Source organism: Massilia sp. 2TAF26 (assembly GCF_052115005.1).
Classification (GTDB): domain Bacteria; phylum Pseudomonadota; class Gammaproteobacteria; order Burkholderiales; family Burkholderiaceae_D; genus Telluria.
On sequence record NZ_JBFRFV010000003.1, the window covers coordinates 43,987 to 69,774 of the forward strand.

Below are 25,788 nucleotides of genomic sequence, written 5' to 3' on the forward strand. Positions count from 1 at the left end.
GAGACTTTTTCATGACTGACGCATTCATCGTCGACGCCATCCGCACCCCCTTCGGCCGCTTCGGCGGTTCGCTCGCCGGCGTGCGCGCGGACGACCTGGCCGCGCTGCCGATCGCGGCGCTGATCGACCGCAACCCGGGCGTGGACTGGAGCAAGGTCGACGACGTCTACTACGGCTGCGCCAACCAGGCCGGCGAGGACAACCGCAATGTGGCCCGCATGGCGGGCTTGCTGGCCGGCCTGCCGCCCTCGGTGCCTGGCACGACCATCAACCGACTGTGCGGCTCCAGCCTGGATGCGGTCGGCATGGCCGCGCGCGCGATCCGCACCGGCGAAGCCCACTTGATCATCGCCGGGGGCGTCGAGAGCATGACCCGCGCGCCCTTCGTGATGGGCAAGGCCGATACCGCTTTCTCGCGTACGGCGAAGATCGAGGACACCACCATCGGCTGGCGCTTCGTGAACCCGAAGATGAAGGCGGAATACGGTATCGACTCGATGCCGGAGACGGCCGAGAACGTGGCTCGCGATTTCAATGTCTCGCGTGCCGACCAGGATGTGTTCGCGCTGCGCAGCCAGCAGAAATGGGCCGCGGCCAATGCGGCGGGTGTTTTCAAAGAGGAAATCGTACCCGTCACGCTGCATGGGAAGAAAGGTGAATCGCGCGTGTTCGACACCGACGAGCATCCGCGCCCCGACGTCAGCCTGGAAGGCCTGGCCAGGCTGAAGGGCGTGGTGACGCCGGACGGCTCGGTCACCGCGGGCAATGCCTCCGGCGTGAACGACGGCGCCTGCGCGCTGCTGCTGGCGTCGAGCGCCGCCATCGAGCAGTACAAGCTGACCCCGCGCGCCCGCGTGGTCGGCATGACCAGCGTCGGCCTGGAGCCGCGCATCATGGGCTTCGGTCCGGCGCCGGCGACGAAAAAGCTGTTGCAGATGACCGGCCTGAGCATCGAGCAGATGGACGTGATCGAACTGAACGAAGCCTTCGCCTCGCAAGGGCTGGCGGTGCTGCGCGACCTCGGCCTGCGCGACGACGATCCGCGCGTGAACCCGAACGGCGGCGCGATCGCCCTCGGCCACCCGCTGGGCGCCTCCGGCGCGCGCCTGGTGACGGCCGCCGTGAACCAGCTGCACCGCACGGGCGGCCGCTATGCGCTGTGCACGATGTGCATCGGCGTCGGTCAGGGCATCGCCCTTATCGTCGAGCGGGTCTGAGATGCCGATCTACGAAATCGACGGCATCCGCCCGGTGGTCCACCCGAGCGCCTACGTGCACCCGACCGCGGTGCTGATCGGCGACGTGATCGTCGGCCCGCGCTGCTACGTCGGCCCGCTGGCCTCGCTGCGCGGCGACTTCGGCCGCCTGATCCTGGAAGAGGGCGCCAACCTGCAGGACACCTGCGTGATGCACGGCTTCCCGGAAGACGACACGGTGGTCGAAGTGGACGGCCATATCGGCCACGGCGCCGTGCTGCACGGCTGCCGCGTGGGCCGCAATGCCATGGTCGGCATGAATGCGGTGGTGATGGACAAGGCCGTGGTCGGCGCGGAATCCATCGTCGGCGCAGCAAGCTTCGTGAAGGCCGGCATGGCGATCCCGCCGCGCAGCCTGGTGCTGGGGGCGCCGGCCAAGGTGATCCGCGAAGTGTCCGACGACGAGATCGCGTGGAAGAGTCATGGGACGCGACAGTATCACGACCTGGCGCTGCGGTCGATGAAGTCGCTGCGGGAGGTCGAGGCCTTTACCGAGGTGGAGGCTGGGCGCGGGCGGCTGGTGTTCGATGAACCTCACCGTCCTAAAAAGTAGCCGCGAGTATTCGTAGGAACTTGGATTCCCGCCTGCGCGGGAATGACGTTTCTGGGTACGTGGCCTAAAGACCGTCGTCCCCGCGAAGGCGGGGACCCAAGGAAAAGCATCCGAATTCGAAAATACTGACGTTAGACCAAACTGACCGAAGGAGACAGAAAAAATGACCCCAACCACCCTGCAAAGCTACATCGCCGGCCGCTGGCAAGGCCAGCAAGCCCACCAGCCCCTGCACAGCGCCCTGGACAACCAGCTGATCTATCACACCCACGCCGAAAAAATCGACTTCGACGAAGCCCTGGGCTACGCCCGCAGGCAAGGCGTACGCGAGCTGATGGCGCTCGACTTCCAGAAGCGCGCCCAGCGCCTGAAGGCCCTGGCGCTCCATCTCATGGAGCGCAAGGAAGAGCTGTACGAGATCTCGCACCTGACCGGCGCCACCCGCCCGGACAGCTGGGTCGACGTCGAAGGCGGCATCGGCACCCTGTTCGCCTATGCCAGCATGGGCTCGCGCGAGCTGCCGTCGTCGAACGTGCTGCATGAAGGCCCGGCCATGGCGTTGGGCAAGCGCGGTGGCTTTGCCGGCACCCACATCCTGGTGCCGCGCGGCGGCGTGGCCGTGCACATCAACGCCTTCAACTTCCCGATCTGGGGCCTGCTCGAGAAATTCGCGCCCAGCTTCCTGGCGGCCATGCCCTGCATCGCCAAGCCGGCGACCGCCACCAGCTACCTGACCCATGCCGTGGTCAAGATGATGATGGAATCCGGCCTGGTGCCGGAGGGCAGCCTGCAACTGGTGATCGGCTCCACCGGCGACCTGCTGGACCGCCTGACCGGCTTCGACGCCGTCACCTTCACCGGCTCGGCCGACACCGCCGCCAAGCTGCGCGCCAACCCGAACCTGATCCGCGAAGCCGTGCCTTTCACGGCCGAAGCCGACTCGCTGAACGCCGCCATCCTGGCGCCGGACGTCGGCCCGGACGACGAGGAATTCGACCTCTTCGTCAAGGAAGTCGCGCGCGAGATGACCGGTAAGGCCGGCCAGAAGTGCACGGCGATCCGCCGCATCATCGTGCCGGAACAGCACGCCGATGCGCTGGGCGAGCGCCTGCGCGCACGCCTGTCGAAGATCGTGGTCGGCAATCCGAAAGTCGAGGGCGTGCGCATGGGCGCGCTGGCCTCGATGGAGCAGCACCGCGACGTCAGCGAGCGCGTCGAGACGCTCGCGCGCGGCAACGAAGTCCTGTTCAGCGCACGCGACGGCTTCAAGCCGGTGGGCGAGGGCGTAGGTGCCGGCGCCTTCTTCTCGCCGACCCTGATCCTGTGCCGCAACGGTTTGACGAACGACGCCGTGCACGACGTCGAAGCCTTTGGCCCGGTCAGCACCATGATGACCTACCGCGACATCGACGAAGCCCTGATTCTCGCCGCGCGCGGCAAGGGCAGCCTGGTGACGACCCTCGTCACGAAAGATCCGGCGATCGCCGCGCATGCGGTGCCGGTGGCGGCGGCCTCGCACGGCCGTGTCCACATCCTCGACCGCGTGGCGGCCGTCGATTCGACCGGCCATGGCTCGCCGCTGCCGCAGCTGAAGCACGGCGGTCCGGGCCGCGCCGGCGGCGGCGAAGAACTGGGCGGCATCCGCGCCGTGAAGCACTTCCTGCAGCGCGCCGCGGTGCAGGGCTCGCCGACCATGCTGACGGCGGTGACCGGCGAATACGTGCGCGGCGCCGAGGTCAAGGAAAGCGAAGTCCACCCCTTCCGCCGCTGGTTCGAAGACCTGGAGATCGGCCATTCCCTGTTGACCCACCGCCGCACCGTGAGCGAGGCGGACATCGTCAACTTCGGCGGCGTGTCCGGCGACTACTTCTACATGCACTTCGACGAGATCGCGGCCAAGGACACCCAGTTCGGCAAGCGCATCGCCCACGGCTACTTCGTGCTGTCGGCGGCGGCCGGCCTGTTCGTGTCGCCGGCGCCGGGTCCGGTGCTGGCCAACTACGGCCTCGACAACCTGCGCTTCGTGGCGCCGGTGGCGATCGGCGACACCATCCGCGCCCGCCTCACCTGCAAGCGCAAGGTGGACCGCAACCGCACCGACGAGCAGGGGCGCGGGCAGGGCGTGGTGGCGTGGGATGTGCAGGTGACCAACCAGCATGATGAGCTGGTGGCGAGTTATGACATCCTGACGCTGGTGCAGAAGCGCGCTTGAGCCTGCTAGCCGTTCCCGCTTCCTCGGGAACGGCGTTTAAGAGCTATTTCCCTCCGCAGCGCCATGGCCCGACGTGTATTCAGTTTCCCCATCCCTGGCGAGGCCAAGGATTTGGCGATGCCGGCCCGAACTGCAGCCCGCAGCGACGGGTCGTGAATCAAATCCACCGCAAGCGCGGCGAGGCGCCGGGCTTCGGCATGCTCGCCGATGCCGGCCGTGATCTCAACATCGCGGCGCGCCGATTCGGTATAACTCTTGATACTGGCCCAGCGCTGCGGCGCCCGGGTGAAGCGGCGGTGCTTGATATCCCGGATGTCTTCGCGCAGCGCAGCCGCCGAGGTACGGAGCCGCGCTTCCGGATCTATGCGGAGCTGATGGGCCAGTCGGTAGTCCTTCACTGCAACGATGGACGGCAAGGCCAACTGCGCGCATTGCGCCGCAAGCGCCGGATGCCGTTCGACCAACGCCATGTAGAGTTCATAGGTGGCGCCGGCTTGGCCGAGCCGTTCGTCGATCGCTTCGATGTCGTGGAATAAGGCGCGGTTGCCTTCACCCTGCAGCAGGGTTTGCGCCTTCTGTTCGCGCACCTTGATGAGTGCTTGCTGCGCAGGTGGATAGGCTTTGCCCAGGTTTAGCCAATCATACAGCGCGTATGACAGCCGTACGCCAGCCAGGTACCGGTTTTCCTCCAGCGCGTGGTGATGAAACCAGACCAGTTCGCGCAACGCTTCCTCATGCCTGCCGTCGCGCGCTGCCTGCCGCGCTGCGTGCAGTCTTTCCAGTGCATTCATCGTCAACCTCTGCGGTGGAATCAGTGGAGGATAGCAGTTTCAGTCGCCCTGAAATGCGTTCATTCTCACCGTAGACCGCCCAGATAAGCCAGCCGCCGCTCCGCCGACCCCTCATCCGGCTCAAACAAGACCAGCTCCTTCATCACCCGCGTCAACCCCACATACAGATGCCGCACCTCATTGGTGGCATCCCGGGTCCGCACGAACTCGTCCTGCGCCAGGAAAGGCATCAGCACATAGGGCCACTCCCTGCCCTTGGCCGCCTGGATGGTGGTCACCCGCACCAGGCTGCGGCGCGTGCCGATGCTGTTCGCATTCTTCGACCTGCGCACCAGCGCGACATCGTTTTCCATCTGCGAAAGCAGGGCCAGGAACTGCGCCGCCGGCACCTGGCCGTGGCTCGAAGCGAAGCGTAAAAACGCGTCGATCGAGCGGCGGGCGGAAGCGACGCGGTCGCGGCTGACGAAGGCGCGGCTGGTGGCGTCGTGCAGGTCGACCTGGTCGCGCAGCATGGTCAGCAGCTCATGTGCGCTCGCGGTCCCGGCCATCGACGCCATCTTCTCGATCACGGGCCGGATCAGGTTCTTGGACTGGCGCGCCTGCGGGCTGTCGAACTCGGTCTCGCGCAGCAGGGCGCCGTCGAAGAAGCTCTTCAGCACTTCCGGCGTGCGCCTCACCTCGTCCTGGGCATACGCCAGCACCGAGCGGCGTTCGGCCCATTCCAGCTTCCAGTGCTTGGGATCGCGCGTCAGGTAGAAGTAGCGCGACAGCGCCAGCACCATCTGCACGCAGGTGTCGGCGTGGGCGCGGCCGTGCAGGGCCGAGTAATCGTTGCTGACGTAGTGCAGGATCCCGCGCAGCAGCAGGATCTCCGGCAGCAGCAGGAAGGTCTCGAAGCCGTCGCACTTGTACGGGATCTTCGCTTCCATCAGCGCGGTCTCGATCTCGATGCTCTGGTCGACGTCGCGCAGCACCACGGCGAAGTCGCGGTTGCTCGGCTTCGGGCGTCCCTTCTGCAGGCTTTCCTTGATGGCCTCGGCCACCAGGCGCGCGCAGTCGCCCGGCTGCGAGGGATCGTAGCGCATGCGGCGCACGACGGTGTCGCGGTCCGGACGGCCTTCGCAGCCGTTGTGGGTCAGGCCGTCGGCAAGCAGCGCCGGGTCCTTGCCGAAGCGGTAGGACATCCCCAGCGGGAAGCGCCTGGCGTCCGGACGGTAGGCTGCCATGAAGCGCAGGCCGGAAAAGACAGGGTCGGCGCCGCGGTCGCGGTTGATGGTCTGGTCCTTGTCGCCGGCCACCACCAGGCGCGCGCCGCGCCGCAGCCGCGCCAGCAGCTCGAACTCCGCCGCGTTCACGTCATGCCATTCGTCGACCAGGTACAGCGACCAGCGGCGCAGCTCCTGGCCCAGCGCCGGCTGGCGCTGCAGCAGGTAGACCAGGTCGGCGACGGCATCGTTCGGGCCCTGCCAGCGGAATTCCTCGGGGTAGGGATGGCGCTGCGCCTCGTACTCGCGGATGATGTCCGCGATCGGGTCCGGCTGGCCGGCCAAGTCGCCGTCGCCGCTTTCGTCGTAGTCGGCATCGTCGCCGTCGTTCGTATCGTCGTCGTCGTGGGACTCGGCGTCCTTGGGCGCGAAGGCGCGGGTTTCCAGCGCGGCCTTCAGCTGGGCCAGGCGGCGCGCGATGTCGTCCAGGTGCTGGTTGTTCTCGTCGAGGCCGAAATTGAAGTCGCTGCGGATGCCCTGTTCCTGGTAGCGCTGCCAGACCCGCGCGGCGGCATCGACCAGTTCGCCGCGGATGCCTTCGACGTCCGGGTGCACCACCGGGCGGCCGATGCGGCCCTTCTCGGCCAGGTCTTCGATCAGCTGGCGCGCGAAGTCCTCGACCGTCATCACGAAGATCGTGCTGTCTTCGCCGACTTCCTCCTTCAGCTTTTCATGGAAGCGCAGGCGCGCGCCGCGCGAGAAGCACAGGGCCAGGATCGCGCGTTCGGACAGGCCGCCCTCGCAGGCATGGCGCGCTTCCATCGCCAGCGTGGTGGTCTTGCCGGCGCCGGCGACGGCGTCGATCAGCTTGACTTTGTTGGGGGACTGCAGGATGGCAGCCTGCTGGCTGTTTGCTTGCGTGGACATGCGTGTGGTTCCGGCTTTTTGGCTACTATACACTGTCACCTGTCTCTTACCTTCATCAAGGAGCGTCCATGTCGCGGTTAGACCTGAGCAGTATCCCCGTGATGACCGGCACCGGTTATCCCGATCCCTTCGCCGAGGCCGTCAGCGGGCGCAGCCGGCAGGCGCTGGGAGACGCCGGCGGCATCACCCAGTTTGGCGTCAACATGGTGGAGCTCCAGCCGGGCGCCGCCTCTTCGCAGCGCCACTGGCATTCGCGCGAGGACGAATTCGTCATGGTCGTGTCCGGCGAACTGGCCCTCATCACCGACGAGGGCGAAACCCTGATGCGCGCCGGCGACTGCGCGGCCTTCCCGGCCGGCCGGCCGAACGGCCATCACCTGGTCAACCGCGGCTGGGGCACGGCGCTGTTCCTGGTGGTCGGCTCGCGCAGCAAGGAAGACAGGGCCACCTACCCGGACATCGACCTGCTGTACGACGGCAGCACCGACAGCTATACCCGCCGCGACGGCACGCCGTATCCGAAACGCGACAAGAACGCGCCCCCGGCCACGACGCCGCTGCCGATCGAGGCCGAGACTTTGGCTCCGCGCGTCTACATCGCCGACCATGGCGAGCAGGATGGCGTTCATCCGGAGCGTGCCGAGCGCGACCCGGTCGAACGCGACTCAGGCGGCTGAAGCCACGCCCAGCCGGCCGTCCGGCGTCTTCACCGCGCGCAGATCCGCATAATCGCGCACCGCCGTCACCCCGGTGTCGAGCGGATGCGCGTGGGTGATAGTGACGACGATGCTGTCCATGCCGGCCGCTTCGGCGGACCTCAGGCCGGCCAGCGTATCCTCGAACACCAGGCAGTCGGCCGGCGCCACGCCCAGCTTGCGCGCGCCCAGCAGGAAGGGATCGGGCGCCGGCTTTCCGCGCTCGACGTCCTCTGCCGCCACCAGCACATCCGGGATCGGCAGGCCGGCGGCGGCGATGCGCGCTTCGGCCAGCAGGCGCGGGGCCGAGGTGACGATCGCCCAGCGCTCGCGCGGCAGGCTGTCGAGGAAGGCGGCGGCGCCCTCGATGGCTTCGATGCCGGCCACGTCCTCGATTTCGGCACGGGTGATGAAGGCGGCCTCAGCCACCGGATCGACGCCCGGCAGTTCGAGGCCGCGGATGGTCTCTTCGGTGCGCTTGCCGTGGATGGTCGGCAGGAAAGCCTCGACGTCCAGGCCATGCCCCCTGGCCCACTGGCCCCAGACCCGCTCGGCGGCCTTGATCGAGGTGAGGATGGTGCCGTCCATGTCGAACAGGAAGGCGGCGTAGCTGCGCTGCGGCAGGTCGGTCCGGAATGCTTGGGTCACTGTTTGCTTTCTTAGTAGAGTCGCCCGGAGTTTACCTTGCGTTCGTAACGGTCGTGCACGTGCTGGCTGATGAAGCCGGACAGGCCGCGGCCGGCGATGGCCAGTTCCTGCATTTTCGCGACGTTGGCGGCGCCGGCGCTGTCCTCGGTGTAGAGGTAGCGGTCGCCATTCCTGAATTGCACGATGATCTGGCCGGCGTCGATGTCGTAGGCAAGCACGCCGGAGTCGCCGCCCAGGTTTTTGTAGCGGTGCATTGCAGCCTCCACGGATGTCTTTTCGTGGACGATTCTACGCGCGCAGGGTATTTAGATACCACGCGTGACATGCATATGACTATGGACTATCTGTCATCATATTGATGCTACGTAGCAACACACTCTCTCAGTTTTCCAAAGTTCACGATCATTGTGAAGTTTCCGTTGTGTCTTGTAGGTAATATGTCGCCTTTCATGGCAAGAATTGCCAAGCAGAACAATAAATTCCTGAGAGAGAACTATGACCGATCAAACCGGAACCGGCGCAGCGCGTCACGAAATCGCATTCGTCAGCGGAAACCTGCCGGATCTTCAGAACCTCATCCTTGGTTTGCGCGAGGGAATCGAAGTCGTGGTGCTCGATCCGGCCCTCGACGGCATGGCGCAGATCGCGCAGGCGCTGGCGGGACGAAGCGACCTGGACGCCGTCCACTTGATCGGACATGGCGCCGCCGGTGCGCTGCAGATCGGCGGCACCCTGCTGGACGCCGGCTATATCGCGGCCCACGCCGATGCCCTGGCCGGCATCGGCAGCTCGCTGAACGGCGACGGCGACATCCTCGTGTACGGCTGCGACACCGGCGCCGGCACCGTCGGCGACACCTTCCTGCACGCCCTGGCCGCCGCCACCGGCGCCGACGTGGCCGCGTCGACCAACCCGACCGGCGGCACGGCTGCGGGCGGCGACTGGAACCTGGAAGCGAGCGTCGGCCAGGTCGAGACGGCCGCTGCGATGGGCGCGGCCGGCGGCGCTTATGCGGCGACGCTGGCGCTGAATGAGGGCACGGTATATGCCTACGGCGCCAATACCTGGGCCTTCAGCGCCATGGCCAAGGACGCGCAGGGCAATGTGTATCTCGCCCACAAGATCGACAGCACGGCAATTTCGCTGAAGCAGTGGAATGGCAACGGCTGGACCGAACTGAAGCGTCTGACGATCGCGGATACCGGCGATACCGGTTTCTCGGACGACCTGTCGCTGACCGTCAATGCGAACGGCAAACTGGATCTGCTCTTCAGGCATAGCAAGGCGATTAACGGCGACAACATCGGTTCCCAGCGCGGCGTGAAGTTTGCCGAATACGACCCGGGCAACGGAAACTGGAACGTCAAGCTGATCGAACAGGCTTCGGATCCGAACGGCTGGAAGAATTACGACGACCCGGTCATCGCGGCCGGCGCCAACGGCAAACTGTACTCCGTGTACAACTACACTGACAGCAACACGTTTACCTACAACATCAAGTTCGCGAGCAGCAGCGACGGCGGTACGAGCTGGTCCACGTCGACACTGGTGACCACGCTGAGCGCCACCGACGAGCTGAAAAAGCCGACGGTTTCGGTCGATGCCGACGGTACCGTGCACGTCTTCTATGTGCGCGAAGACAGCCAGAACACCTATTACGGCAACCTGTACCACATTTCCAAGGGGCCGAACGACAGCAGCTGGTCGGCGCCGCAAAAGCTGGCCGACAACCTGACTTCCGCCTATTCGATGACGGGAGACGGCCAGGGCCACTTCTACCTCGGCTACGCGGTCAGGACCGCCGATGCGTCGAACGTGACCACCGGCACCAACATCTTCACCGTCAGCAATGAAAGCGGCAGCTGGAGTGCGCCGACCCTGGCCCTGAACGAAGCGCGTACCGATCTCGTCGGCCAGATGCAGTATGCCGACGGCAAAGCCTACATGCTGGTCAATTCCCGGGCGCTGGATAACAGCACCACGGACATCTATGTGATGCGCAAGGACGGCAGCACCTGGACCCATGGCTACCAGGGCGAAGCCTACCTCCCCGCGCTGAGCTTGCAGGGTAGCTCGCAATCGTTCAACGAGCGTAATTTCATCGTCAAATCCGGCGGCGACATCGTCGTGGTTGCGGAAGCCGATGGCCTGCGCAACATCTACTACAGCGCCGGCACCTCGGCCGACTTCGGCCTGGTCAGCAATACCGCGCCCGTGATTACGGGCCTAAACGGTGAACATGGCACCTTTATCGCCGGCAGCACCAATCCGGTCAGAGATGGGTCCTACATCGACTTCCAGAACAGCGGCCCCGACCAGGCCCAGGTACACGACAGCGACTCGCCCGACTTCCTCGGCGGCAGTCTCATGATCATCCAGACTGGAGGCGCGACCGACGGCAGTTTCGTGCTCGACCAGGGCGCCAACGTCACCGGCGCCCTGTCGGCCGGCAGCACGCTGTATTTCCAGGGCGCGGAAATCGGCCGCGTGAACGCCTTGCTGGACGGGCAGGGCGGCCACAACCTGCTGATCGAATTCACGACGGTGAATGCGACCGCGAACGCCATCAATGAAATCCTGGGCTATCTGACCTATTCAGCACCGACCGCCGGCGCCCGTTCCTTCATGTTGACCGTGAACGACGGCGACGGCGCCACCTCGGCCCCGGTCCAGTTCAGCATGGAAGGCCTGGACCAGACGGCGCCCACCGTGACCGGCATCACCTCGCTCAGCGCGAACGCCACCTACAAGGTCGGCGACGTGATCTCGATCCAGGTGGCGTTCTCGGAAAGCGTCACCGTCACCGGCACGCCCAAACTGCTGCTGGAGACCGGCGACACCGATCACGCCGCCGTCTACCAGTCCGGCAGCGGCAGCAATGTGCTGACCTTCCTGTACACCGTGCAGGCCGGCGACCGTACGGCCGACCTCGATGCCGTCGGCACTGGTGCGCTACAGCTGAACGGCGGCAGCATCGCCGATGCGGCCGGCAATGCCGCCGTGCTGGACCTGGCGGCGCCGGGCGCGGCGGGCTCGCTGGGCGCGAACAAGGCCATCGTGATCGACGGCCTGGCGCCGACCGACCTGAGCCTGTCGAACGCCACCGTCACCACCCTGGGCGGCTTGCATGCCGTGGTCGGCCTGCTGTCGTCGACCGACGCGACCAGCGGCGACAGCTTCAGCTACACCCTGGTGTCCGGCGCCGGCGCCGGCGACAATGCCCTGTTCGAAATCGTCGGCAACAGCCTGAAGGCGATCGATGCCTCGGCCCTGAGCGAAGGCGCGAAATCGGTGCGCGTGCGCACCACCGATGCTGCTGGCAACACCTACGAAAAAGTCCTGTCGGTCACGGTGAACACGCCGCCGACGGTGACGGTCGCCAGCGACAAGGCCAGCGTCAAGGCCGGCGACACCGCCACCATCACTTTCCACTTCAGCAAAGCGCCGACCGGCTTCGACCTGGGCGACGTCAGTGTCAGCGCCGGCAGCGGCAGCCTGGGCAACCTGACGGTCGACCAGAACGACCCGACCATCTACCGTGCGACCTTCACCCCGGCCGGGAATACGCAGAACCTGAGCAGCCTGATCTCGGTCGGCGCGGGCAAGTTCACCGATGCCAATGGCCTGGCCAACGTGGCCAGCACCAGCAATGTCCTGATCGGCGGCGATACCGCACTGCCGGTCGTGACCAGCATCGGCTCGTCCACCGCGAACGGGATCTACAAGGCCGGCGACGTCATCTCGATCCAGGTGGCGTTCTCGGAAAGCGTCACCGTCACCGGCACGCCGAAGCTGCTGATGGCAACCGGTATCGACCACGCCGCCGTCTACCAGTCGGGCAGCGGCAGCAATGTGCTGACCTTCCAGTACACGGTGCAGCCGGGCGACTTCTCGCCCGACCTGGACACCATCGGCACCCTCGCACTGCAGCTGAACGGCGGCAGCATCCTCGATGGCGCCGGCAACGCCGCCGTGCCGGTGCTGCCGGCGCAGGGCGCGGCCGGCTCGCTGGGCGCGAACAAGGCCATCGTGGTCGACGGCATCGCCCCGCTGGACCTGGGCTTGACGAAGTCCAGCATCACCACCCTTGACGGCGCGCACGCCGAGGTCGGCCAGCTGCTGTCGCTGGATCCGACGCCGGGCGACAGCTTCACCTACACGCTCGTAGCCGGCGCCGGCGACGCCGACAACGCTTCATTCGAAATCGCCGGCAACAGCCTGAAGGCGATCGATGCCTCGGCCCTGAGCGAAGGCGCGAAATCGGTGCGCGTGCGCACCGTCGATGCCGCCGGCAACAGCCTCGAAAAAGTCCTGTCGATCACGGTGAACACGCCGCCGACGGTCACCATCGCCAGCGACAAGGCCAGCGTCAAGGCCGGCGACACCGCCACCATCACCTTCCACTTCAGCAAGGCGCCGACCGGCTTCGACCTGGGCGACGTCGGCGTCAGCGCCGGCAGCGGCAGCCTGGGCAACCTGACGGTCGACCAGAACGACCCCACCATCTACCGTGCGACCTTCACCCCGGCCGACAATACGCAGAACCTGAGCAGCATGATCTCGGTCGGCGCCGGCAAGTTCACCGACGTCAACGGCCTGGGCAACGTGGCCAGCACCAGCAATGTCCTGATCGGCGGCGATACCGCGCTGCCGGGTGTGACGCTGAGCACCGACCGCACCCAGTTCAAGGCCGGCGAGACTGCCGCCGTCACCTTCAGCTTCAGCGAGGCGCCGGTCGGATTCGGCGCCGCTTCGGTCAAGGTCAGCGGCGGCACCCTGAGTAACCTGGCGGTCGACCAGAACGACGCCCGGGTCTATCACGCCACTTTCACCCCGGACAGCGGCGCCCAGAACCTGGGCGGCACGATCTCCATCGATGCCGGCAAGTTCTTCGATGCCGCCGGCAACGCCAACACGGCGGGCGCCAACGTCCTGCACTTCGGCGGCGACACGCAGGCGCCGGTCGTGAGCGACGCGGCCCTGGCGGTCAGCGGCGCCACCGGCAGCAACGGCGCTTTCCGCATCGGCGACACCCTCACCGTGGCCTGGAACGACGGCGCCACGGGCGACCATAACGGCGATACCGCAGGCGTGAAGGTGGACTTCAGCCAGTTCGGCGGCCCGGCCGCCGCCATCGCGACCCTGGTTGGCGGCGTGTGGCAGGCCAGCTTCCAGGTGACGGCCGGCCTCATCGATGCCGCCACCCTGCATGCGGGCATCACGGTCACCGACCTGGCCGGCAACAGCACCACGCATACCGGCAACGCCAACGTCGTGCTGGACAACCAGGCGCCGCTGGCGAGCGATGCCGCGCTGTCGATCTCGGGCGCTACCGGCAACGGCGGCGTGTACCGCATCGGCGACGTCGTCACCGCAGTCTGGAGCAACACCCTCGACGGCAATGCCGATGTGGCCTCGGCCAGTTTCGACTTCAGCCAGTTCGGCGGCCCGGCTTCGGTGGCCGCGACCGGGTCGAACGGTGTCTGGAGCGCCAGCTGGACGATCGGCGCCGGCACGCTCGACGCGGCGGGCCGCAACGTCGCCGTGACGGTGCTGGACGATGCCGGCAACGCCACCGTCCGCACCGACAGCGCCAACGTAAGGGTCGACGCCGTCGCTCCGCATATCGAGACGATCGCACTGGTCGGCACGCCGGCCGCCAACGCCACCTCGGTCGAGTTCGCGGTCACCCTGAACGAAGCGGTCAGCGGCATCGACGCCGCCGACTTCGCGCTGGGCGCCACCGGCGCGGCCGGCGGCACCATCGCCTCGATCAGCGGTTCGGGCGCCAGCTATGTCGTGCGGGTCGACGGCATCGCCGGCAACGGCAGCCTGCAGCTGCAGCTGAAGGCCGCCGGCACCGGCATCGCCGACATCGCCGGCAACCAGCTGCAGGGCGGCTTCACGACGGGCGCGGTGCACACCACCTCGTTCAATGCGGCGCCGGTCATCGGCAGCAACGGCGGCGGCGCCACCGCGGCCATCGAGATGCCCGAGAAGCAGCTCGTGGTCACCACCGTGACCGCTACCGACCTGGATGCCGACGCCATCGGCTACAGCATCAGCGGCGGCGCCGACGCCGGGCTGTTCCAGATCGACGCCGCCAGCGGCGCGCTGCGCTTCAAGAGCGCTCCGCTGGTAGCAATCCCGGCCGACAGCGGCCATGACAACGTGTACGAAGTCGAGGTGATGGCCGCCGACGGCAAGGGCGGCATCGACAAGCAGATGCTGTCGGTGAAGATCCTGGCCGACCTCGACGGCGACGGCGTGGCCGACGTCAACGACGACGACATCGACAACGACGGCCGTCCGAACAGCATCGAGGATGCGGTGCCGGGCGCCCACGGCGGCTTTGGCGACGGCAACGGCGACGGCATCCCGGACAGCGCCCAGCTGAACGTGGCCTCGCTGCCGACCGTGGTCGCCAACGCGCCCTACGCGACGATCGAGACGGCGCCGGGCCTGACCCTGAGCTCGGTATCCAGCCTGCCGGCCGCCACCGGCCTGCCGCGCAACGTCAAGATGCCGGCCGGCCAGTTCGACTTCACGATCGGTAACGTCACGCCGGGCGGCAGCGCCGAAGTCAGCATCTATGTCGACAAGACGCTGAACGTGAACGGCTACTTCAAGAAGGATGCCGCCAACAACTGGGTGAACCTGGCGACCTCGGTGGTCAACGTCGGCAGCAAGACCAAGATCACCTTCTCGCTCACCGACGGCGGCGTATATGACAGCGACCACCTGGCCAACGGCAGCATCGTCGATCCGGGCGGCCTTGGTACGGTGGCGCCGCTGATCGGCAGCAACGGCGGCGCGCCGCTCGCCAGGATCGGCGTGCTGGAAGGCCAGCAGGAGGTGACCAAGATCGTGGCCAGCGCCACCGGTCCGGTGAACTACGCGATCGTGGGCGGCGACGATGCCGCGCTGTTCAGCGTCGATCCGGTGACCGGCGTGCTGCGCTTCAAGGCCGTGCCGGACTACGACTTCCCGCAGGACGCCGGCCACGACAACGTCTACGAAGTCCGGGTCCAGGCGTCGGACGCCTACGGCAGCGATATCCAGACCCTGCAGGTCAGCGTGGCCGACGTGCCGCCGCCGGCCAAGGAGGTCGACGGCGTGCAGGTGGTGACCGACAGCCGCGGCAACGGCGACGGCAGCAGCAGCCAGGTCATCACCATTCCGGTGGTGCAGCAGGGCCGCGTCGAGAGCGTCGGCAACAACAGCGTGGCCGACGTGCCGCTGGTGGCCGGCGGCGACGGCAAGCCGTTGCTGAGCGCCCAGGTGCCGACCGGTGTCGGCCTGCAGGTGAGCGGCACCGCGGCGCCGGTGGGCGTGAACGATGCGCTCACCAACCTGATCCGCGAGATCAAGGGCGTGACCGCGAGCGGCTCGCATGACCAGGCCAGCATGACGGGGGGCGGTTCGGGCTTCCTGTCGAGCCTTCCGGCCGGCGCCAACCTGCTGGTGCACACCGTGGTGCCGACGATTGCCGCCGGCAGCACGGCGGCGCAGCCGGTGGTGATCTCCGGCCTCGCGCCATCCGCCGGCGGCGCCCTGTCGGCGCTGGTGATCGATGCCCACCAGCTGCCTTCCGGTTCCGAGATCCAGCTGCAGGACGTGTCGTTCGCGGCGGTGGTCGGCAATGTGCGCGTGACCGGCGGCGCCGGCTCGCAGACCGTGTGGGCCGACGGCGGCAGCCAGTACATCGTGCTGGGCGCCGACGACGATACCCTGCACGGCGGCGACGGCGACGACACGGTCGGCAGCGAAGGCGGCAACGACCATATCTACGGCGACGGCGGCAACGACGTCGTGTTCGGCGGTGAAGGCAACGACTATATCGACGGCGGCACCGGCGTCGACACCGTGCAGATGGTCGGCGGCGGTCGCGCCGACTATTCGCTGCGCGTGAACGGCGATGGCAACCTGGTGTTCACCCATCTCAATGGCGGCGCCGACGGCACCGACGTGGTCGCCAACGTCGAGGTCCTGCGCTTCATGAATGCGCACGCCGATACCTCGCCGCAGGGCAGCGTGATGCGCCTGGCCCAAGCGGTTTCCGGCACGGCGGCGTCGTCGGCGGCGGTGCAGGGCTGGATGTCGGAACTGAAGGCCGGCGCCACGCTCGAGCAGGTGGCCCAGCACATCCTGGCGGCGAACGCCGCGCAGCAGCCGGCCGGCGATGCCGATTTCGTGCAGGCGCTGTATGCCCACACCTTCGGCCGCACCGCCGATGCGGGCGGCCTGGCCTTCTGGACCGGCGCGCTCGCCAGCGGTCAGCTGACCCGCGCCGGCGTGGCCCTGGCAGTGGCCGATTCGGCCGAGAAGATGGCGATGCCGGGCGTGTCCCAGATCGACGTCGGCGCCACCGACTACGGCACGCTGGTGCGCATGTACGACACCCTGTTCGGCCGCTCGGCGGACGTGGACGGCATCAACTACTGGCTGGGACGCTCGGAGGCCGGCGCCTCGCTGGCGGCGATCGCGGACGGCTTCGTCCACTCGGCGGAAGCCCAGGCGCGCTTCGGCAAGATGAGCGACACCCAGTTCGTCGAGGAGCTGTACCACGTCGCGATGCACCGCGACGCCAGCCAGGCCGAAGTGTCGGGCTGGACCAAGCTGCTGGCCAGCGGTGCGCTCGACCGCGGCGGCGTGCTGCTGCAGTTCACCGAGTCGGCCGAGAAGATCGGCCTGGTCGGTGTGATGAGCACCACCTTCACCCCGGACGGCCACGCCTGATGCCGCGAGGTTGAAAAAAGCCCGGTGCTCGCGCACCGGGCTTGACGCTCGAAAGAGCGGATGCCGGACTGACGGCTTTCAATGACCACCGGAGGAGACGACAAATGAACCAGCCTGATACCGTCCTCCGGTCGGCCGCCTGACCCGCTGACCTTCCATTCTCGACTCTCGTCCGTCCCATTGGGACAGACGGCATGCGCACGCCTGTGCGTTCATCAGATTGGAACCATCACATCGTCATGATCGAACTCGATTACCCGGCCCTGCGGCCGATCGGCTTCAACCAGCAATCCGCGCCTGCATCGTCGATACCCCCGGGTTGCGCGCATGGCAAGCGGACGCCGGCGAGGACGATCCCGGCCTGTCCTTCACCGATATCGCTGCGCTGGCGGAACGCCGCCAGCGCAGCGATTGCAGCCACGAGAGCGAGCCGCGATGCGCGGTACGCGGAGCGGTCGACGCCGCCCGCCTGCGCAATTACCGCAAACTGCTGAGGGAGGTGCGCCGCGCCGGGCAGACGCCGCTCGACCGGATCGCCGAGCGGTCACGCTGGAAGGCCCTGTGCAAGGCGGCCCTCCAGCGCGGACGCGGCAAGCGGGGCGGCTGAAGGTCCTGCTCAGTCGGCCAGCTGGCCGCGCACGCGTTCGATGGCTTTGCGGACCTGGTTCGGCGCGGTGCCGCCGACGTGGTCGCGCGCGGCCACCGAGCCTTCCAGGGTCAGCACGGCGAACACGTCCTGTTCGATCAGCGGCGAGAACTCCTTCAGGCGCTCCAGCGGCATCTCGGACAGGTCGCAACCGGCCACGTCGCAGGCGCGCACGGCATGCGCCACGGCTTCGTGGGCGTCGCGGAAGGGCAGGCCCTTCTTGACCAGGTAGTCGGCCAGGTCGGTGGCCGTCGCATAGCCCTGCAGGGCGGCGGCGCGCATGTTCTCGGCCTTGACCGAGATGCCGGAAGCCATGTCGGTGAAGATGCGCAGGGTGTCCAGCACGGTGTCGACGGTGTCGAACAGCGGTTCCTTGTCTTCCTGGTTGTCCTTGTTGTAGGCCAGCGGCTGGCCCTTCATCAGGGTCAACAGGCCCATCAGGTGGCCGTAGACGCGGCCGGTCTTGCCGCGCGCCAGTTCCGGCACGTCCGGGTTCTTCTTCTGCGGCATGATCGACGAACCGGTGCAGAAGCGGTCGGCGATGTCGATGAAGCCGACACGCGGGCTCATCCAGGTGACCAGCTCTTCCGACATGCGCGAGATGTGCATCATCAAGACCGAGGCGGCCGCCGTGAACTCGATTGCGAAATCGCGATCAGACACAGCATCGAGCGAGTTGTGGCTGACGTCCTCGAAGCCCAGGGTCTTGGCCACGCGCAGGCGGTCGATCGGGAAGGTGGTGCCCGCCAGGGCGGCGGCACCCAGCGGCAGGCGGTTCACGCGGCGGCGCGTGTCGGCCATGCGCTCGGCGTCACGGCCGAACATCTCGACATAGGCCAGCAGGTGGTGGCCGAAGGTCACCGGCTGCGCCACCTGCAGGTGGGTGAAGCCCGGCATGATGGTGTCGGCGTTGCGTTCGGCCAGGTCGGTCAGGGCGCCGCGCAGGCCTTTCAGCAGGGCGAGGATGTCGTCGATGGCGGCGCGCATGTACAGGCGGATGTCGGTCGCCACCTGGTCGTTGCGCGAGCGGCCGGTGTGCAGGCGCTTGCCGGCGTCGCCGACCAGTTCGGTCAGGCGCTTCTCGATGTTCAGGTGCACGTCCTCCAGGTCGAGCAGCCACTCGAACTGGCCGGCTTCGATTTCGCTGCGGATCTGGGCCATGCCGCGCTGGATGTCGGCGCGGTCCTGTTCGCTGATGATGCCTTGGGCGGCCAGCATCTCGGCGTGGGCCAGCGAGCCCTGGATGTCGAACAGGGCCAGGCGTTTGTCGAAGAATACGGAGGCCGTATAGCGCTTGACGAGATCGGAGACGGGTTCGGAGAAGCGGGCCGACCAGGCTTCCGCTTTTTTGGACAGTTGTGCGGTCATGATGGAGGAGGGGTGTGGGAGTTCCTTGGATCCCTGATTATAAACTGTGCACCGCTTTGCTTCCCCAATCCTTCCCCCAACGCTGGGGCGATGACTTTAGGAAAGAAATGCGGGATGATGTGCCTGTTGATAACGATAAGGAGACAGGCATGAAGCGTTGGACACTCGTGGCGGTGGCGATCGCGGTAGCGGTCGGCGGCATTTACAGCGCCAAGGCGCAGACGGCGGCGACCCCGGCAACACCGGCGCCCCCTGCTGCTGCGGCGGCACCGGCAGCACCTGCTACCCCGGCCGTGCCGGCGTCGAATTACCAGGCGCGCAGCGCCGACGTCGAGAGCGTGGACGGCATCGTCGCCGCACTGTACGACGTGATTTCCGGCCCGGCCGGCAAGCCGCGCGACTGGGATCGCATGCGTTCGCTGTTCGCACCGGAAGGCCGCCTGATGGCCGTCGGCGCGCGCCCGGACGGCAGCTTCGTCCTGCGCGGCATGGGTGTCGAAGACTATATCGCGCGCAATACCAAGGCCTTCGCCAGCGTGGGCTTTTTCGAAAGGGAAGCGGCGCGCACGACCGAGACCTTCGGCCAGATCGTGCACGTGTTCAGTACCTATGAATCGCGCCACGCGGCCGGCGACGCCAAGCCTTTCCAGCGCGGCATCAACAGCATCCAGCTCTACAACGATGGCAAGCGCTGGTGGGTCGTGAACGTTCTGTGGCGCGCGGAAGACGAACGTTTGCCGTTGCCGGACCGCTACCTCAGCAGTCATTGAACGATGGGGCAGCGCACGATTGGCTGAATCGACCCTGGCGGCGCGAACGGCGCTAGAATTGGTTTTTTTACCAGAGTTGCCGATCGACGCCGTCCCATGATTACTACTACCAACGACTCCAGTTTCCAGGTCAGTACCGATCGCACGCGCCTGGACGTGCCGATGATTTATCGCTACCTCAGCGAAAACTCGACCTGGGCCGTGGGCATCTCGCGCAAGGTGGTCGAGAGCTCGATCGAGAATTCGCTGTGCTTCGGCGGCTACCTCGACGGCCGTCAGATCGCCTTCGCGCGGGTGGTCACGGACTATGCGACCTTCGCCAACCTCTGCGACGTCTTCGTGGTTCCCGAGTACCGCGGGCGGGGCTATGCCAAGCAGCTGCTCCGCATCGTGTTGGAGCATCCGAGCCTGCAGGGCCTGCGCCGCTTCACGCTCAACACCACGGATTCGCACAGCTTGTATGAGCGCTTCGGTTTCACTGCGCCGCAACGCCCGGAAACCGTGATGGAGCGTTACTCCCCGAACATTTATCTGACCTAACACGGCTCAACACGGCGCCGGGCCTCTGCAATCAGGCTTACGATTGTTCCAACGGTCAAGATTGGAAGGGAGTCCATGTTAAGGCTCGCACTGCGTGTCGTCGTCGTCATGCTGGCCTTCGCCAGCGTCCAGTTCGCATCGGCCGCCGATGCAAGCGCCGCCTCCAACGCCACGCCCCCGAAGGGATCGCTGGTCATCATCGGCGGCAACCTGCGTCCGGCGAATGCCCCGGTCTGGGAGCGCATACTGCAACTGGCCGGCGGCAAGGATGCGCGCATTGCCGTGTTCGCCTCAGCCTCGGGCTATCCCGAAAAATCCGGCAAGTTCCTGGTCGACCGCCTCAACAGCTATGGCGCCAAGGCCTTTTTCGTGCCGGTGGCCGTCAAGCTGGCAGGCAGCGATTACCATGCTGCCGCCGACGATCCCAAGCTGGCCGAGCTGGTGCGTTCCGCGGGCGGTGCCTTCTTCGCCGGCGGCGACCAGATCCGCATCACCAGCGCCCTGCGTCATGAAGACGGCAGCAATACCCGCGTGCTCGATGCCTTGTGGGACATGTACCGGCGCGGCGGCGTGATCGCCGGCACCAGCGCCGGCGCCGCCATCATGAGCAGCACCATGTTCGGCCGCCCGCGCGCCGTGCTGGCCACGCTCAAGCTGGGCATCGAGGACGGCAAGGAAATCACCGATGGGCTGGGCTTCGTCGGCGACGACGTCTTCATCGACCAGCACCTGCTGGTGCGCGGCCGCTTCGCGCGCATGCTGCCGGCCATGCTGGCCAAGGGCTACAAGCTGGGCCTGGGCATCGACGAGGACACCGCCATGGTGGTGTTGCCGAACCGCGACGTCGAGGTGATCGGCTACAAAGGCGCGCTGGTGCTCGACCTGTCCGCCGCCAACGCGCGCGAGGGCGCCTTCAACGTCAGCAACGTCCGCGTCAGCTACCTCGACAATGGCGACCGCTTCAACATCGTCACCCATGAATTCACGCCCTCCGAAGACAAGGCCGACGGCAAGCTCGATCCCTCGCGGCCGTATTACCGCGAGCCCCTGTTCACCGCCGATATCCTCGGCAACTCCACCGTCGTCGACCTGATGAGCAAGCTGATCGACAGCGACCAGCCGGAAGCCATCGGCATCACGCTCGGCAGCCCGAACGGCGTCCAGCCCGACCTCGGCTTCGAGTTCCGCTTTACCCGCGCCGCCGACAGCGTCGGCTACTCGTCGGCATCGACCGATGCCTACTCGATCTACAACCTGCGGCTCGACATCCGGCCGATCCTGATCCGGCGGCCGCTCTACCAATACAAGTCGCCGCAATAATTGCATAAAAGAAAATATTGGGATAGATTGTTGCTTTGTCATCTATTCCATATCACTTTTTATGCACTTCGAAGTCCCCAAAGCGAAGAAATTCAAGGAGTTCGGCGGCGAGTACGTGATGATCGTCATCAGTATCCTGACCGCGCTCGCGCTCGAGCAGGGCTTCGAGGCCATGCATCACCGCCACCTCGCGCATGAAGCCAGCGCCAAAATGAACGCCGAGCTGCGCCGCACGATCAAGGAAGTGGATGCCGCGCTCGAGCACAACGAGAAGAAGCGGCAGCAACTCCACCAGGCGCGCGACCAGCTGCTGGCGGGGATACGCGCGAAGACCGACGATGCCGAACTGATGCAACGCTTCAAGAAAGAATGGGCGGAGATGATGCGCCTGGACCTGGACACGCCCACCCTGCACCGCGAGGCATGGGAGGCGGCGGTCGCCAACCAGGCAGTCACCTGGCTGCCCCGCGAAGCGCTCGAAAATTATGCGGGCGCCTACGGGGCGATCCGCGACACCAGCACCTACACCTATAGCGGCGCACTGATGTTCCTCGATGCCCCGCGTCTCCTGGACATCTTCAGCAAGGCCGAGATGGGCACGGCGACGCCGCAGGAAATCTACCAGCTGGCGGCGCGGATGGTGGCGGCCTACGACAATCTCGACAACAACCTGGCATCGCTGAACAAGGTGCTGAAAACCGTGGTGGCCGAAAACGACAGCGGCCACGCCGGCAAGTCCGGAAGCTGATCTCAGCGGCAGTCGCCGATCTTCTTCAGCAGCCGGTACTGGGCATCGACCATCGGCGGATTCGGATCGTGCCCGGCGCGCGGCACCAGCACGTATTCCTTGTGCGGGGCCTGGATGAAGTCGAAGTAGCGCTTGCTGGGTTCCGGCATGGTCAGCAGGTCCTGCTCGCCCTGCACCATGTAGACGGGCAGCGCGAACTTCGGCCCCAGCTTGTATAAATCGATCTTCGACGAGATGCCGTCGCCTTTCAGGCCGACGAACTGGAGCCATGAGTAATCCTCGCCGGCCGTGTAATCGGCTTCGTCCTTCGGCGTCGCATATGCCGGGTCCGGCGTCCACCAGGCCTTCGGCGCCGGCTCCGTGCCCAGGGCTTCGTACTTGCGCATGATCCGGCGGATGATGCCGGGGCTGCGCGGGTCGGTCCAGGGCGGCGCCCCGATCGCATCCAGCTTGCCGACCGAATCCGCATCCCCGGCCGCGCGCGCCAGTGCCAGCGTGGCGTCGTAGCTGCCGCGCTGCGAGAGCGCGTTGCCGACCACCTGGGCGCTGCTGACGAAACCGCAGAACATCTCCGGATTCGACTTGGCCATATACACGCCCAGCACCGAGGACCAGGATCCGCCCATCAGGATCACCTTCCGCTTGCCGAAGCGCCGCGCCGCATGGCGCGCCACCTCGACGCCGTCGTCGCGCAGGCGCTCGACCACCAGCGGCTCTTCATCCTTCATCGGATTGCGCCCGAAGGTCTTGCCGGCACCGCGCTGGTCCCATTGGACGATGGTGAAGTCCTTTTCCCACCCCTTGTAGACATTGTCGGCCCACGGCGTGGTCGGATTGCCCGGCCCGCCGTGCACGATCAGGACGATCGGGTTGGCGCAGCTGCTGCCCTTGATCCTCACCCATTGTTCGATGCCGCCGATGGGCACGAAGCCTTTTTCGTCGATGGCCTGGCCGGGCCTGGTGCAGGCTTGCGCATGGGCCGCCTGATGAAGGAACAGCAAGGGGAGGGCGGCAAGGGCAAGGAAGTGGCGCGGCATCGTGTTCTCCAGTAAGCGTGCTGGCTATTCTTGCCGAGAAATCGGGCCGGGTCATCCTGCGTTAAATGACAGGAGGGCATGCCGCAGTGGATAGACAGGTTTACAATTCGATTATTCTCAGCTGCAAGGAAGACCATGTCCCCCGCTTCGAAACGTCTGCTGTCCGCCCTGTTTGCCCTCGCCTGCGGCAGTGCCGCCGGCGCCGCCACGGCCCAGCAACCCGCCACCGTCCGCCTCGACTACACCCACAGCGGCAACGCCCTGTCCGAGCAATACGCCATCGAGCGCGTGCTGATCGAGCCGCTGCCCTGGCCGGGCGACATGTCCCAGCCCTTCGACAACACCAATCGCGGCAACAACCGCCTCGAAGTAGCCGATGCCAGGACCGGCGACCTGCTGTACTCGCGCGACTTTTCCACCGTGTTCGGTGAATGGAAGACGACCGAGGAGGCGAACAAGCTCAGCCGTGGATTCCATGAATCGGTGCGCTTTCCCCAGCCCGACCGGAAGGTAGCCGTGCGCATCCTGAAGCGCGACGAGCGCAACGAGTTTTCGGTGGCGTGGAGCGTCGAGGTCGATACCAAGGCCCAGGACGTGGTGCGCAGCCAGCCGCCGGCGCCGGCGAAACCGATCCCGATCAAGGTCAGCGGGCCGTCGCCGCAGAAGGTCGACCTGCTGATCCTGGGAGACGGCTATACCCAGAAGGACATGAAGAAGTTCGAGGACGATGCGCGGCGCCTGTCGAAGCACCTGTTCGAAGTGTCGCCGTTCAAGGAACGCGCCAGTGACTTCAACGTCTGGGCGATGGCGGTGCCGACCCAGGAATCGGGCATCACACGGCCCTCGACCGGCGTGCACCACGCATCGGCGCTGGGCACGCGCTACGACATCTTCGGCAGCGAGCGCTATGTGCTGACCCTGGACAACCGCGCGCTGCGCGACATCGCCCAGTACGCGCCCTACGAGTTCATCGAGATCCTGGTCAACAACGACACCTATGGCGGTGGCGGGATCTTCGGCCAGTTCAGCACGGCGGCGGCCAGCAACGACTGGGCCAATTACCTGTTCGTGCACGAGTTCGGCCACCATTTCGCCGGCCTGGCCGACGAGTACTACACCTCGCCGGTGGCCTACCAGTCGAGCGGCGCGCGCATGGAGCCGTGGGAGCCGAACGCGACCGCCTTGCGCGATCCGGGCAAGCTGAAATGGAAGAAACACGTGCAGGCCGGCACGCCGCTGCCGACCCCGTGGCCGAAGGAAGAGTACGAGGCCTATTCGCGCGAGTACCAGAAGCGGCGCGCGGCGCTGCGGGCGGCGAACCGTCCGGAATCCGAGATGAGCGCCCTGTTCAGGGAAGACCTGGTGCACACGAAGGAACTGTTCTCGAAGGCGCAGTACCGCAACGCGATCGGCGCCTTCGAGGGCGCGAACTATGAGGCCAGCGGCTATTACCGTCCGGCCATGCAATGCATCATGTTCGACCGCAGCGAGCAGTTCTGCCCGGTGTGCCAGGACGGGATCAGCGAGATCATCGACCTGTACGCGCGCCCGGCGAAATAAGCGTTGGAGCGGCATCGCGCCGAATCGTGCGCTGCCGAACAGATGGCGGGGGCGCCGGCTCCTATGCTCGTTGCTTACCTAAAGCAACGGGACTCAACATGAAAACATTCCTCGCCACCATCATCTGCGGCCTGCTGGCGGCATCCGCCCAGGCCCAGGTTCAATCCCAGACGCAAGTCAAACCCCAGCCGCGCGAGCAGGCCGGCAGCAGCGCCAACACGGCGCCGATCGGCCAGGCGGTGTCGGGCCATAACTCGACCGCTGCCGGCGTCTCCGGCACCGGCCTGCACACCGACGGTACCGCGACCACCGGCAGCGCGCATGGCGTTACTGGCGAGCAGGCGGCAGGCGTCAACAGCGCCGGCCAGGTCACCAGCAAGAGTACCGCCGTGATCGGCGTCTCGCCGGAGAAGGCGGACAACGTCAACGCCCAGGCGACCAACACGACGGCGCCGAACAGCACGGCCAAGGACGCCAAGGCGACCGGCGGGCGCGGCAAGGCCGGTACCAAGGCCGAGATGGAAGTCCGCAAGTCGAACACGACCAAGGTCAAGGAGCCGCCGGGCTCGCGCCTGAAGACCGTGCATTCGGTCGAGGCAGGCCGCGAGAAGCGCGCCGAGGTCAAGGAAAAATCCAGGCGCAAGGCAGCCAACCGAGAGGCTGGCGGCGACACCGAAAACCGCTGAGATCTTTCGTAACAACTTTAACAACACTTCCTTGGGCTGTGTGCGCTGTCGTACAGAGTCAATACGGCCCAAGGCCTATTCTGTTAA

18 protein-coding genes are annotated in these 25,788 nt (G+C 66.4%); 12 read left to right on the forward strand and 6 right to left on the reverse strand.

Translation table 11 applies throughout. From position 1 onward, the window contains the following. The first annotated feature begins 11 nt into the window (after nucleotides 1-11). The 3 genes from pcaF to paaZ all read left to right on the forward strand — a co-directional run bounded on the left by pcaF (nucleotide 12) and on the right by paaZ (nucleotide 4,021). Nucleotides 12-1,217, forward strand: a complete 1,206-nt coding sequence (pcaF, locus tag AB4Z32_RS03870) for a 3-oxoadipyl-CoA thiolase (protein WP_441934552.1) — start codon at nucleotides 12-14, stop codon at nucleotides 1,215-1,217. 1 nt (nucleotide 1,218) lies between these two features. After that, the gene (paaY, locus tag AB4Z32_RS03875) at nucleotides 1,219-1,809 is read left to right on the forward strand and encodes a phenylacetic acid degradation protein PaaY (RefSeq protein WP_441934554.1); all 591 of its coding nucleotides are present in this window, start codon (nucleotides 1,219-1,221) and stop codon (nucleotides 1,807-1,809) included. A 163-nt stretch (nucleotides 1,810-1,972) separates the two neighbouring features. Next, on the forward strand, nucleotides 1,973-4,021 hold the full coding sequence (gene paaZ, locus AB4Z32_RS03880; protein WP_441934556.1) for a phenylacetic acid degradation bifunctional protein PaaZ: 2,049 nt from the start codon (nucleotides 1,973-1,975) through the stop codon (nucleotides 4,019-4,021). 5 nt (nucleotides 4,022-4,026) lie between these two features. Here the strand turns inward: paaZ and AB4Z32_RS03885 are convergent, their stop codons facing one another. Further along, on the reverse strand, nucleotides 4,027-4,812 hold the full coding sequence (locus AB4Z32_RS03885) for a hypothetical protein (protein WP_441934558.1): 786 nt from the start codon (nucleotides 4,810-4,812) through the stop codon (nucleotides 4,027-4,029). 65 nt (nucleotides 4,813-4,877) lie between these two features. Then, nucleotides 4,878-6,944 (reverse strand): UvrD-helicase domain-containing protein, encoded by a 2,067-nt coding sequence (locus AB4Z32_RS03890; RefSeq protein ID WP_441934560.1) that lies wholly within the window; start codon nucleotides 6,942-6,944, stop codon nucleotides 4,878-4,880. Between the two features lie 68 nt (nucleotides 6,945-7,012). Between AB4Z32_RS03890 and AB4Z32_RS03895 the strand changes: the two genes are divergently transcribed. Then, the gene (locus tag AB4Z32_RS03895; RefSeq protein WP_441934561.1) at nucleotides 7,013-7,621 is read left to right on the forward strand and encodes a cupin domain-containing protein; all 609 of its coding nucleotides are present in this window, start codon (nucleotides 7,013-7,015) and stop codon (nucleotides 7,619-7,621) included. Here the strand turns inward: AB4Z32_RS03895 and AB4Z32_RS03900 are convergent. Both AB4Z32_RS03900 and AB4Z32_RS03905 read right to left on the reverse strand, forming a co-directional pair. After that, entirely contained in the window at nucleotides 7,610-8,287 is a 678-nt protein-coding gene (locus AB4Z32_RS03900) for an HAD-IA family hydrolase (RefSeq protein ID WP_441934563.1), read from the reverse strand. The genes AB4Z32_RS03895 and AB4Z32_RS03900 overlap by 12 nt on opposite strands. An 11-nt stretch (nucleotides 8,288-8,298) precedes the next feature. Continuing rightward, nucleotides 8,299-8,541 (reverse strand): hypothetical protein, encoded by a 243-nt coding sequence (locus tag AB4Z32_RS03905; protein ID WP_441934565.1) that lies wholly within the window; start codon nucleotides 8,539-8,541, stop codon nucleotides 8,299-8,301. Between the two features lie 241 nt (nucleotides 8,542-8,782). Between AB4Z32_RS03905 and AB4Z32_RS03910 the strand changes: the two genes are divergently transcribed. Beyond that, nucleotides 8,783-17,026 carry an Ig-like domain-containing protein gene (locus AB4Z32_RS03910; RefSeq protein WP_441934567.1) on the forward strand — a complete coding sequence of 2,748 codons (8,244 nt, stop codon included), beginning with the start codon at nucleotides 8,783-8,785 and terminating at the stop codon, nucleotides 17,024-17,026. Nucleotides 17,027-17,345: 319 nt separating this feature from the next. Further along, the gene (locus AB4Z32_RS03915) at nucleotides 17,346-17,633 is read left to right on the forward strand and encodes a hypothetical protein (protein ID WP_441934568.1); all 288 of its coding nucleotides are present in this window, start codon (nucleotides 17,346-17,348) and stop codon (nucleotides 17,631-17,633) included. A 9-nt stretch (nucleotides 17,634-17,642) separates the two neighbouring features. On the opposite strand, the gene argH is transcribed toward AB4Z32_RS03915, so the two are convergent. Next, entirely contained in the window at nucleotides 17,643-19,040 is a 1,398-nt protein-coding gene (gene argH / locus AB4Z32_RS03920; protein WP_441934570.1) for an argininosuccinate lyase, read from the reverse strand. A 149-nt stretch (nucleotides 19,041-19,189) separates the two neighbouring features. On the opposite strand from argH, the gene AB4Z32_RS03925 reads away from it, so the two are divergent. The 4 genes from AB4Z32_RS03925 to AB4Z32_RS03940 all read left to right on the forward strand — a co-directional run bounded on the left by AB4Z32_RS03925 (nucleotide 19,190) and on the right by AB4Z32_RS03940 (nucleotide 22,418). Beyond that, nucleotides 19,190-19,810 (forward strand): hypothetical protein, encoded by a 621-nt coding sequence (locus AB4Z32_RS03925; protein WP_441934572.1) that lies wholly within the window; start codon nucleotides 19,190-19,192, stop codon nucleotides 19,808-19,810. 96 nt (nucleotides 19,811-19,906) lie between these two features. Further along, a complete protein-coding gene (locus tag AB4Z32_RS03930) occupies nucleotides 19,907-20,350 on the forward strand; it encodes a GNAT family N-acetyltransferase (RefSeq protein ID WP_441934574.1) in 444 nt (147 codons plus the stop codon). A 75-nt stretch (nucleotides 20,351-20,425) separates the two neighbouring features. Further along, nucleotides 20,426-21,670 carry a cyanophycinase gene (locus AB4Z32_RS03935; RefSeq protein WP_441934576.1) on the forward strand — a complete coding sequence of 415 codons (1,245 nt, stop codon included), beginning with the start codon at nucleotides 20,426-20,428 and terminating at the stop codon, nucleotides 21,668-21,670. A 61-nt stretch (nucleotides 21,671-21,731) separates the two neighbouring features. Then, on the forward strand, nucleotides 21,732-22,418 hold the full coding sequence (locus tag AB4Z32_RS03940; protein WP_441934578.1) for a hypothetical protein: 687 nt from the start codon (nucleotides 21,732-21,734) through the stop codon (nucleotides 22,416-22,418). Nucleotides 22,419-22,420: 2 nt separating this feature from the next. Here AB4Z32_RS03940 and AB4Z32_RS03945 read toward each other — a convergent pair whose 3' ends face one another. Then, a complete protein-coding gene (locus AB4Z32_RS03945) occupies nucleotides 22,421-23,455 on the reverse strand; it encodes an alpha/beta fold hydrolase (protein ID WP_441934579.1) in 1,035 nt (344 codons plus the stop codon). Between the two features lie 135 nt (nucleotides 23,456-23,590). Here AB4Z32_RS03945 and AB4Z32_RS03950 point away from each other — a divergent pair, with 135 nt between their 5' ends. Continuing rightward, nucleotides 23,591-25,015 carry a M64 family metallopeptidase gene (locus tag AB4Z32_RS03950; RefSeq protein ID WP_441934581.1) on the forward strand — a complete coding sequence of 475 codons (1,425 nt, stop codon included), beginning with the start codon at nucleotides 23,591-23,593 and terminating at the stop codon, nucleotides 25,013-25,015. 98 nt (nucleotides 25,016-25,113) lie between these two features. Next, nucleotides 25,114-25,701, forward strand: a complete 588-nt coding sequence (locus AB4Z32_RS03955; protein ID WP_441934583.1) for a hypothetical protein — start codon at nucleotides 25,114-25,116, stop codon at nucleotides 25,699-25,701. The last annotated feature ends 87 nt before the right edge of the window (nucleotides 25,702-25,788 follow it).

Excerpts from the sequence above, each read along its gene's own strand:
- pcaF (WP_441934552.1), top strand. The coding sequence starts at position 12 with ATGACTGACGCATTCATCGTCGACGCCATCCGCACCCCCTTCGGCCGC.
- paaY (WP_441934554.1), top strand. The coding sequence starts at position 1,219 with ATGCCGATCTACGAAATCGACGGCATCCGCCCGGTGGTCCACCCGAGC.
- paaZ (WP_441934556.1), top strand. The coding sequence starts at position 1,973 with ATGACCCCAACCACCCTGCAAAGCTACATCGCCGGCCGCTGGCAAGGC.
- AB4Z32_RS03885 (WP_441934558.1), bottom strand. The coding sequence starts at position 4,812 with ATGAATGCACTGGAAAGACTGCACGCAGCGCGGCAGGCAGCGCGCGAC.
- AB4Z32_RS03890 (WP_441934560.1), bottom strand. The coding sequence starts at position 6,944 with ATGTCCACGCAAGCAAACAGCCAGCAGGCTGCCATCCTGCAGTCCCCC.
- AB4Z32_RS03895 (WP_441934561.1), top strand. The coding sequence starts at position 7,013 with ATGTCGCGGTTAGACCTGAGCAGTATCCCCGTGATGACCGGCACCGGT.
- AB4Z32_RS03905 (WP_441934565.1), bottom strand. The coding sequence starts at position 8,541 with ATGCACCGCTACAAAAACCTGGGCGGCGACTCCGGCGTGCTTGCCTAC.
- AB4Z32_RS03910 (WP_441934567.1), top strand. The coding sequence starts at position 8,783 with ATGACCGATCAAACCGGAACCGGCGCAGCGCGTCACGAAATCGCATTC.
- argH (WP_441934570.1), bottom strand. The coding sequence starts at position 19,040 with ATGACCGCACAACTGTCCAAAAAAGCGGAAGCCTGGTCGGCCCGCTTC.
- AB4Z32_RS03925 (WP_441934572.1), top strand. The coding sequence starts at position 19,190 with ATGAAGCGTTGGACACTCGTGGCGGTGGCGATCGCGGTAGCGGTCGGC.
- AB4Z32_RS03930 (WP_441934574.1), top strand. The coding sequence starts at position 19,907 with ATGATTACTACTACCAACGACTCCAGTTTCCAGGTCAGTACCGATCGC.
- AB4Z32_RS03935 (WP_441934576.1), top strand. The coding sequence starts at position 20,426 with ATGTTAAGGCTCGCACTGCGTGTCGTCGTCGTCATGCTGGCCTTCGCC.
- AB4Z32_RS03940 (WP_441934578.1), top strand. The coding sequence starts at position 21,732 with ATGCACTTCGAAGTCCCCAAAGCGAAGAAATTCAAGGAGTTCGGCGGC.
- AB4Z32_RS03945 (WP_441934579.1), bottom strand. The coding sequence starts at position 23,455 with ATGCCGCGCCACTTCCTTGCCCTTGCCGCCCTCCCCTTGCTGTTCCTT.
- AB4Z32_RS03950 (WP_441934581.1), top strand. The coding sequence starts at position 23,591 with ATGTCCCCCGCTTCGAAACGTCTGCTGTCCGCCCTGTTTGCCCTCGCC.
- AB4Z32_RS03955 (WP_441934583.1), top strand. The coding sequence starts at position 25,114 with ATGAAAACATTCCTCGCCACCATCATCTGCGGCCTGCTGGCGGCATCC.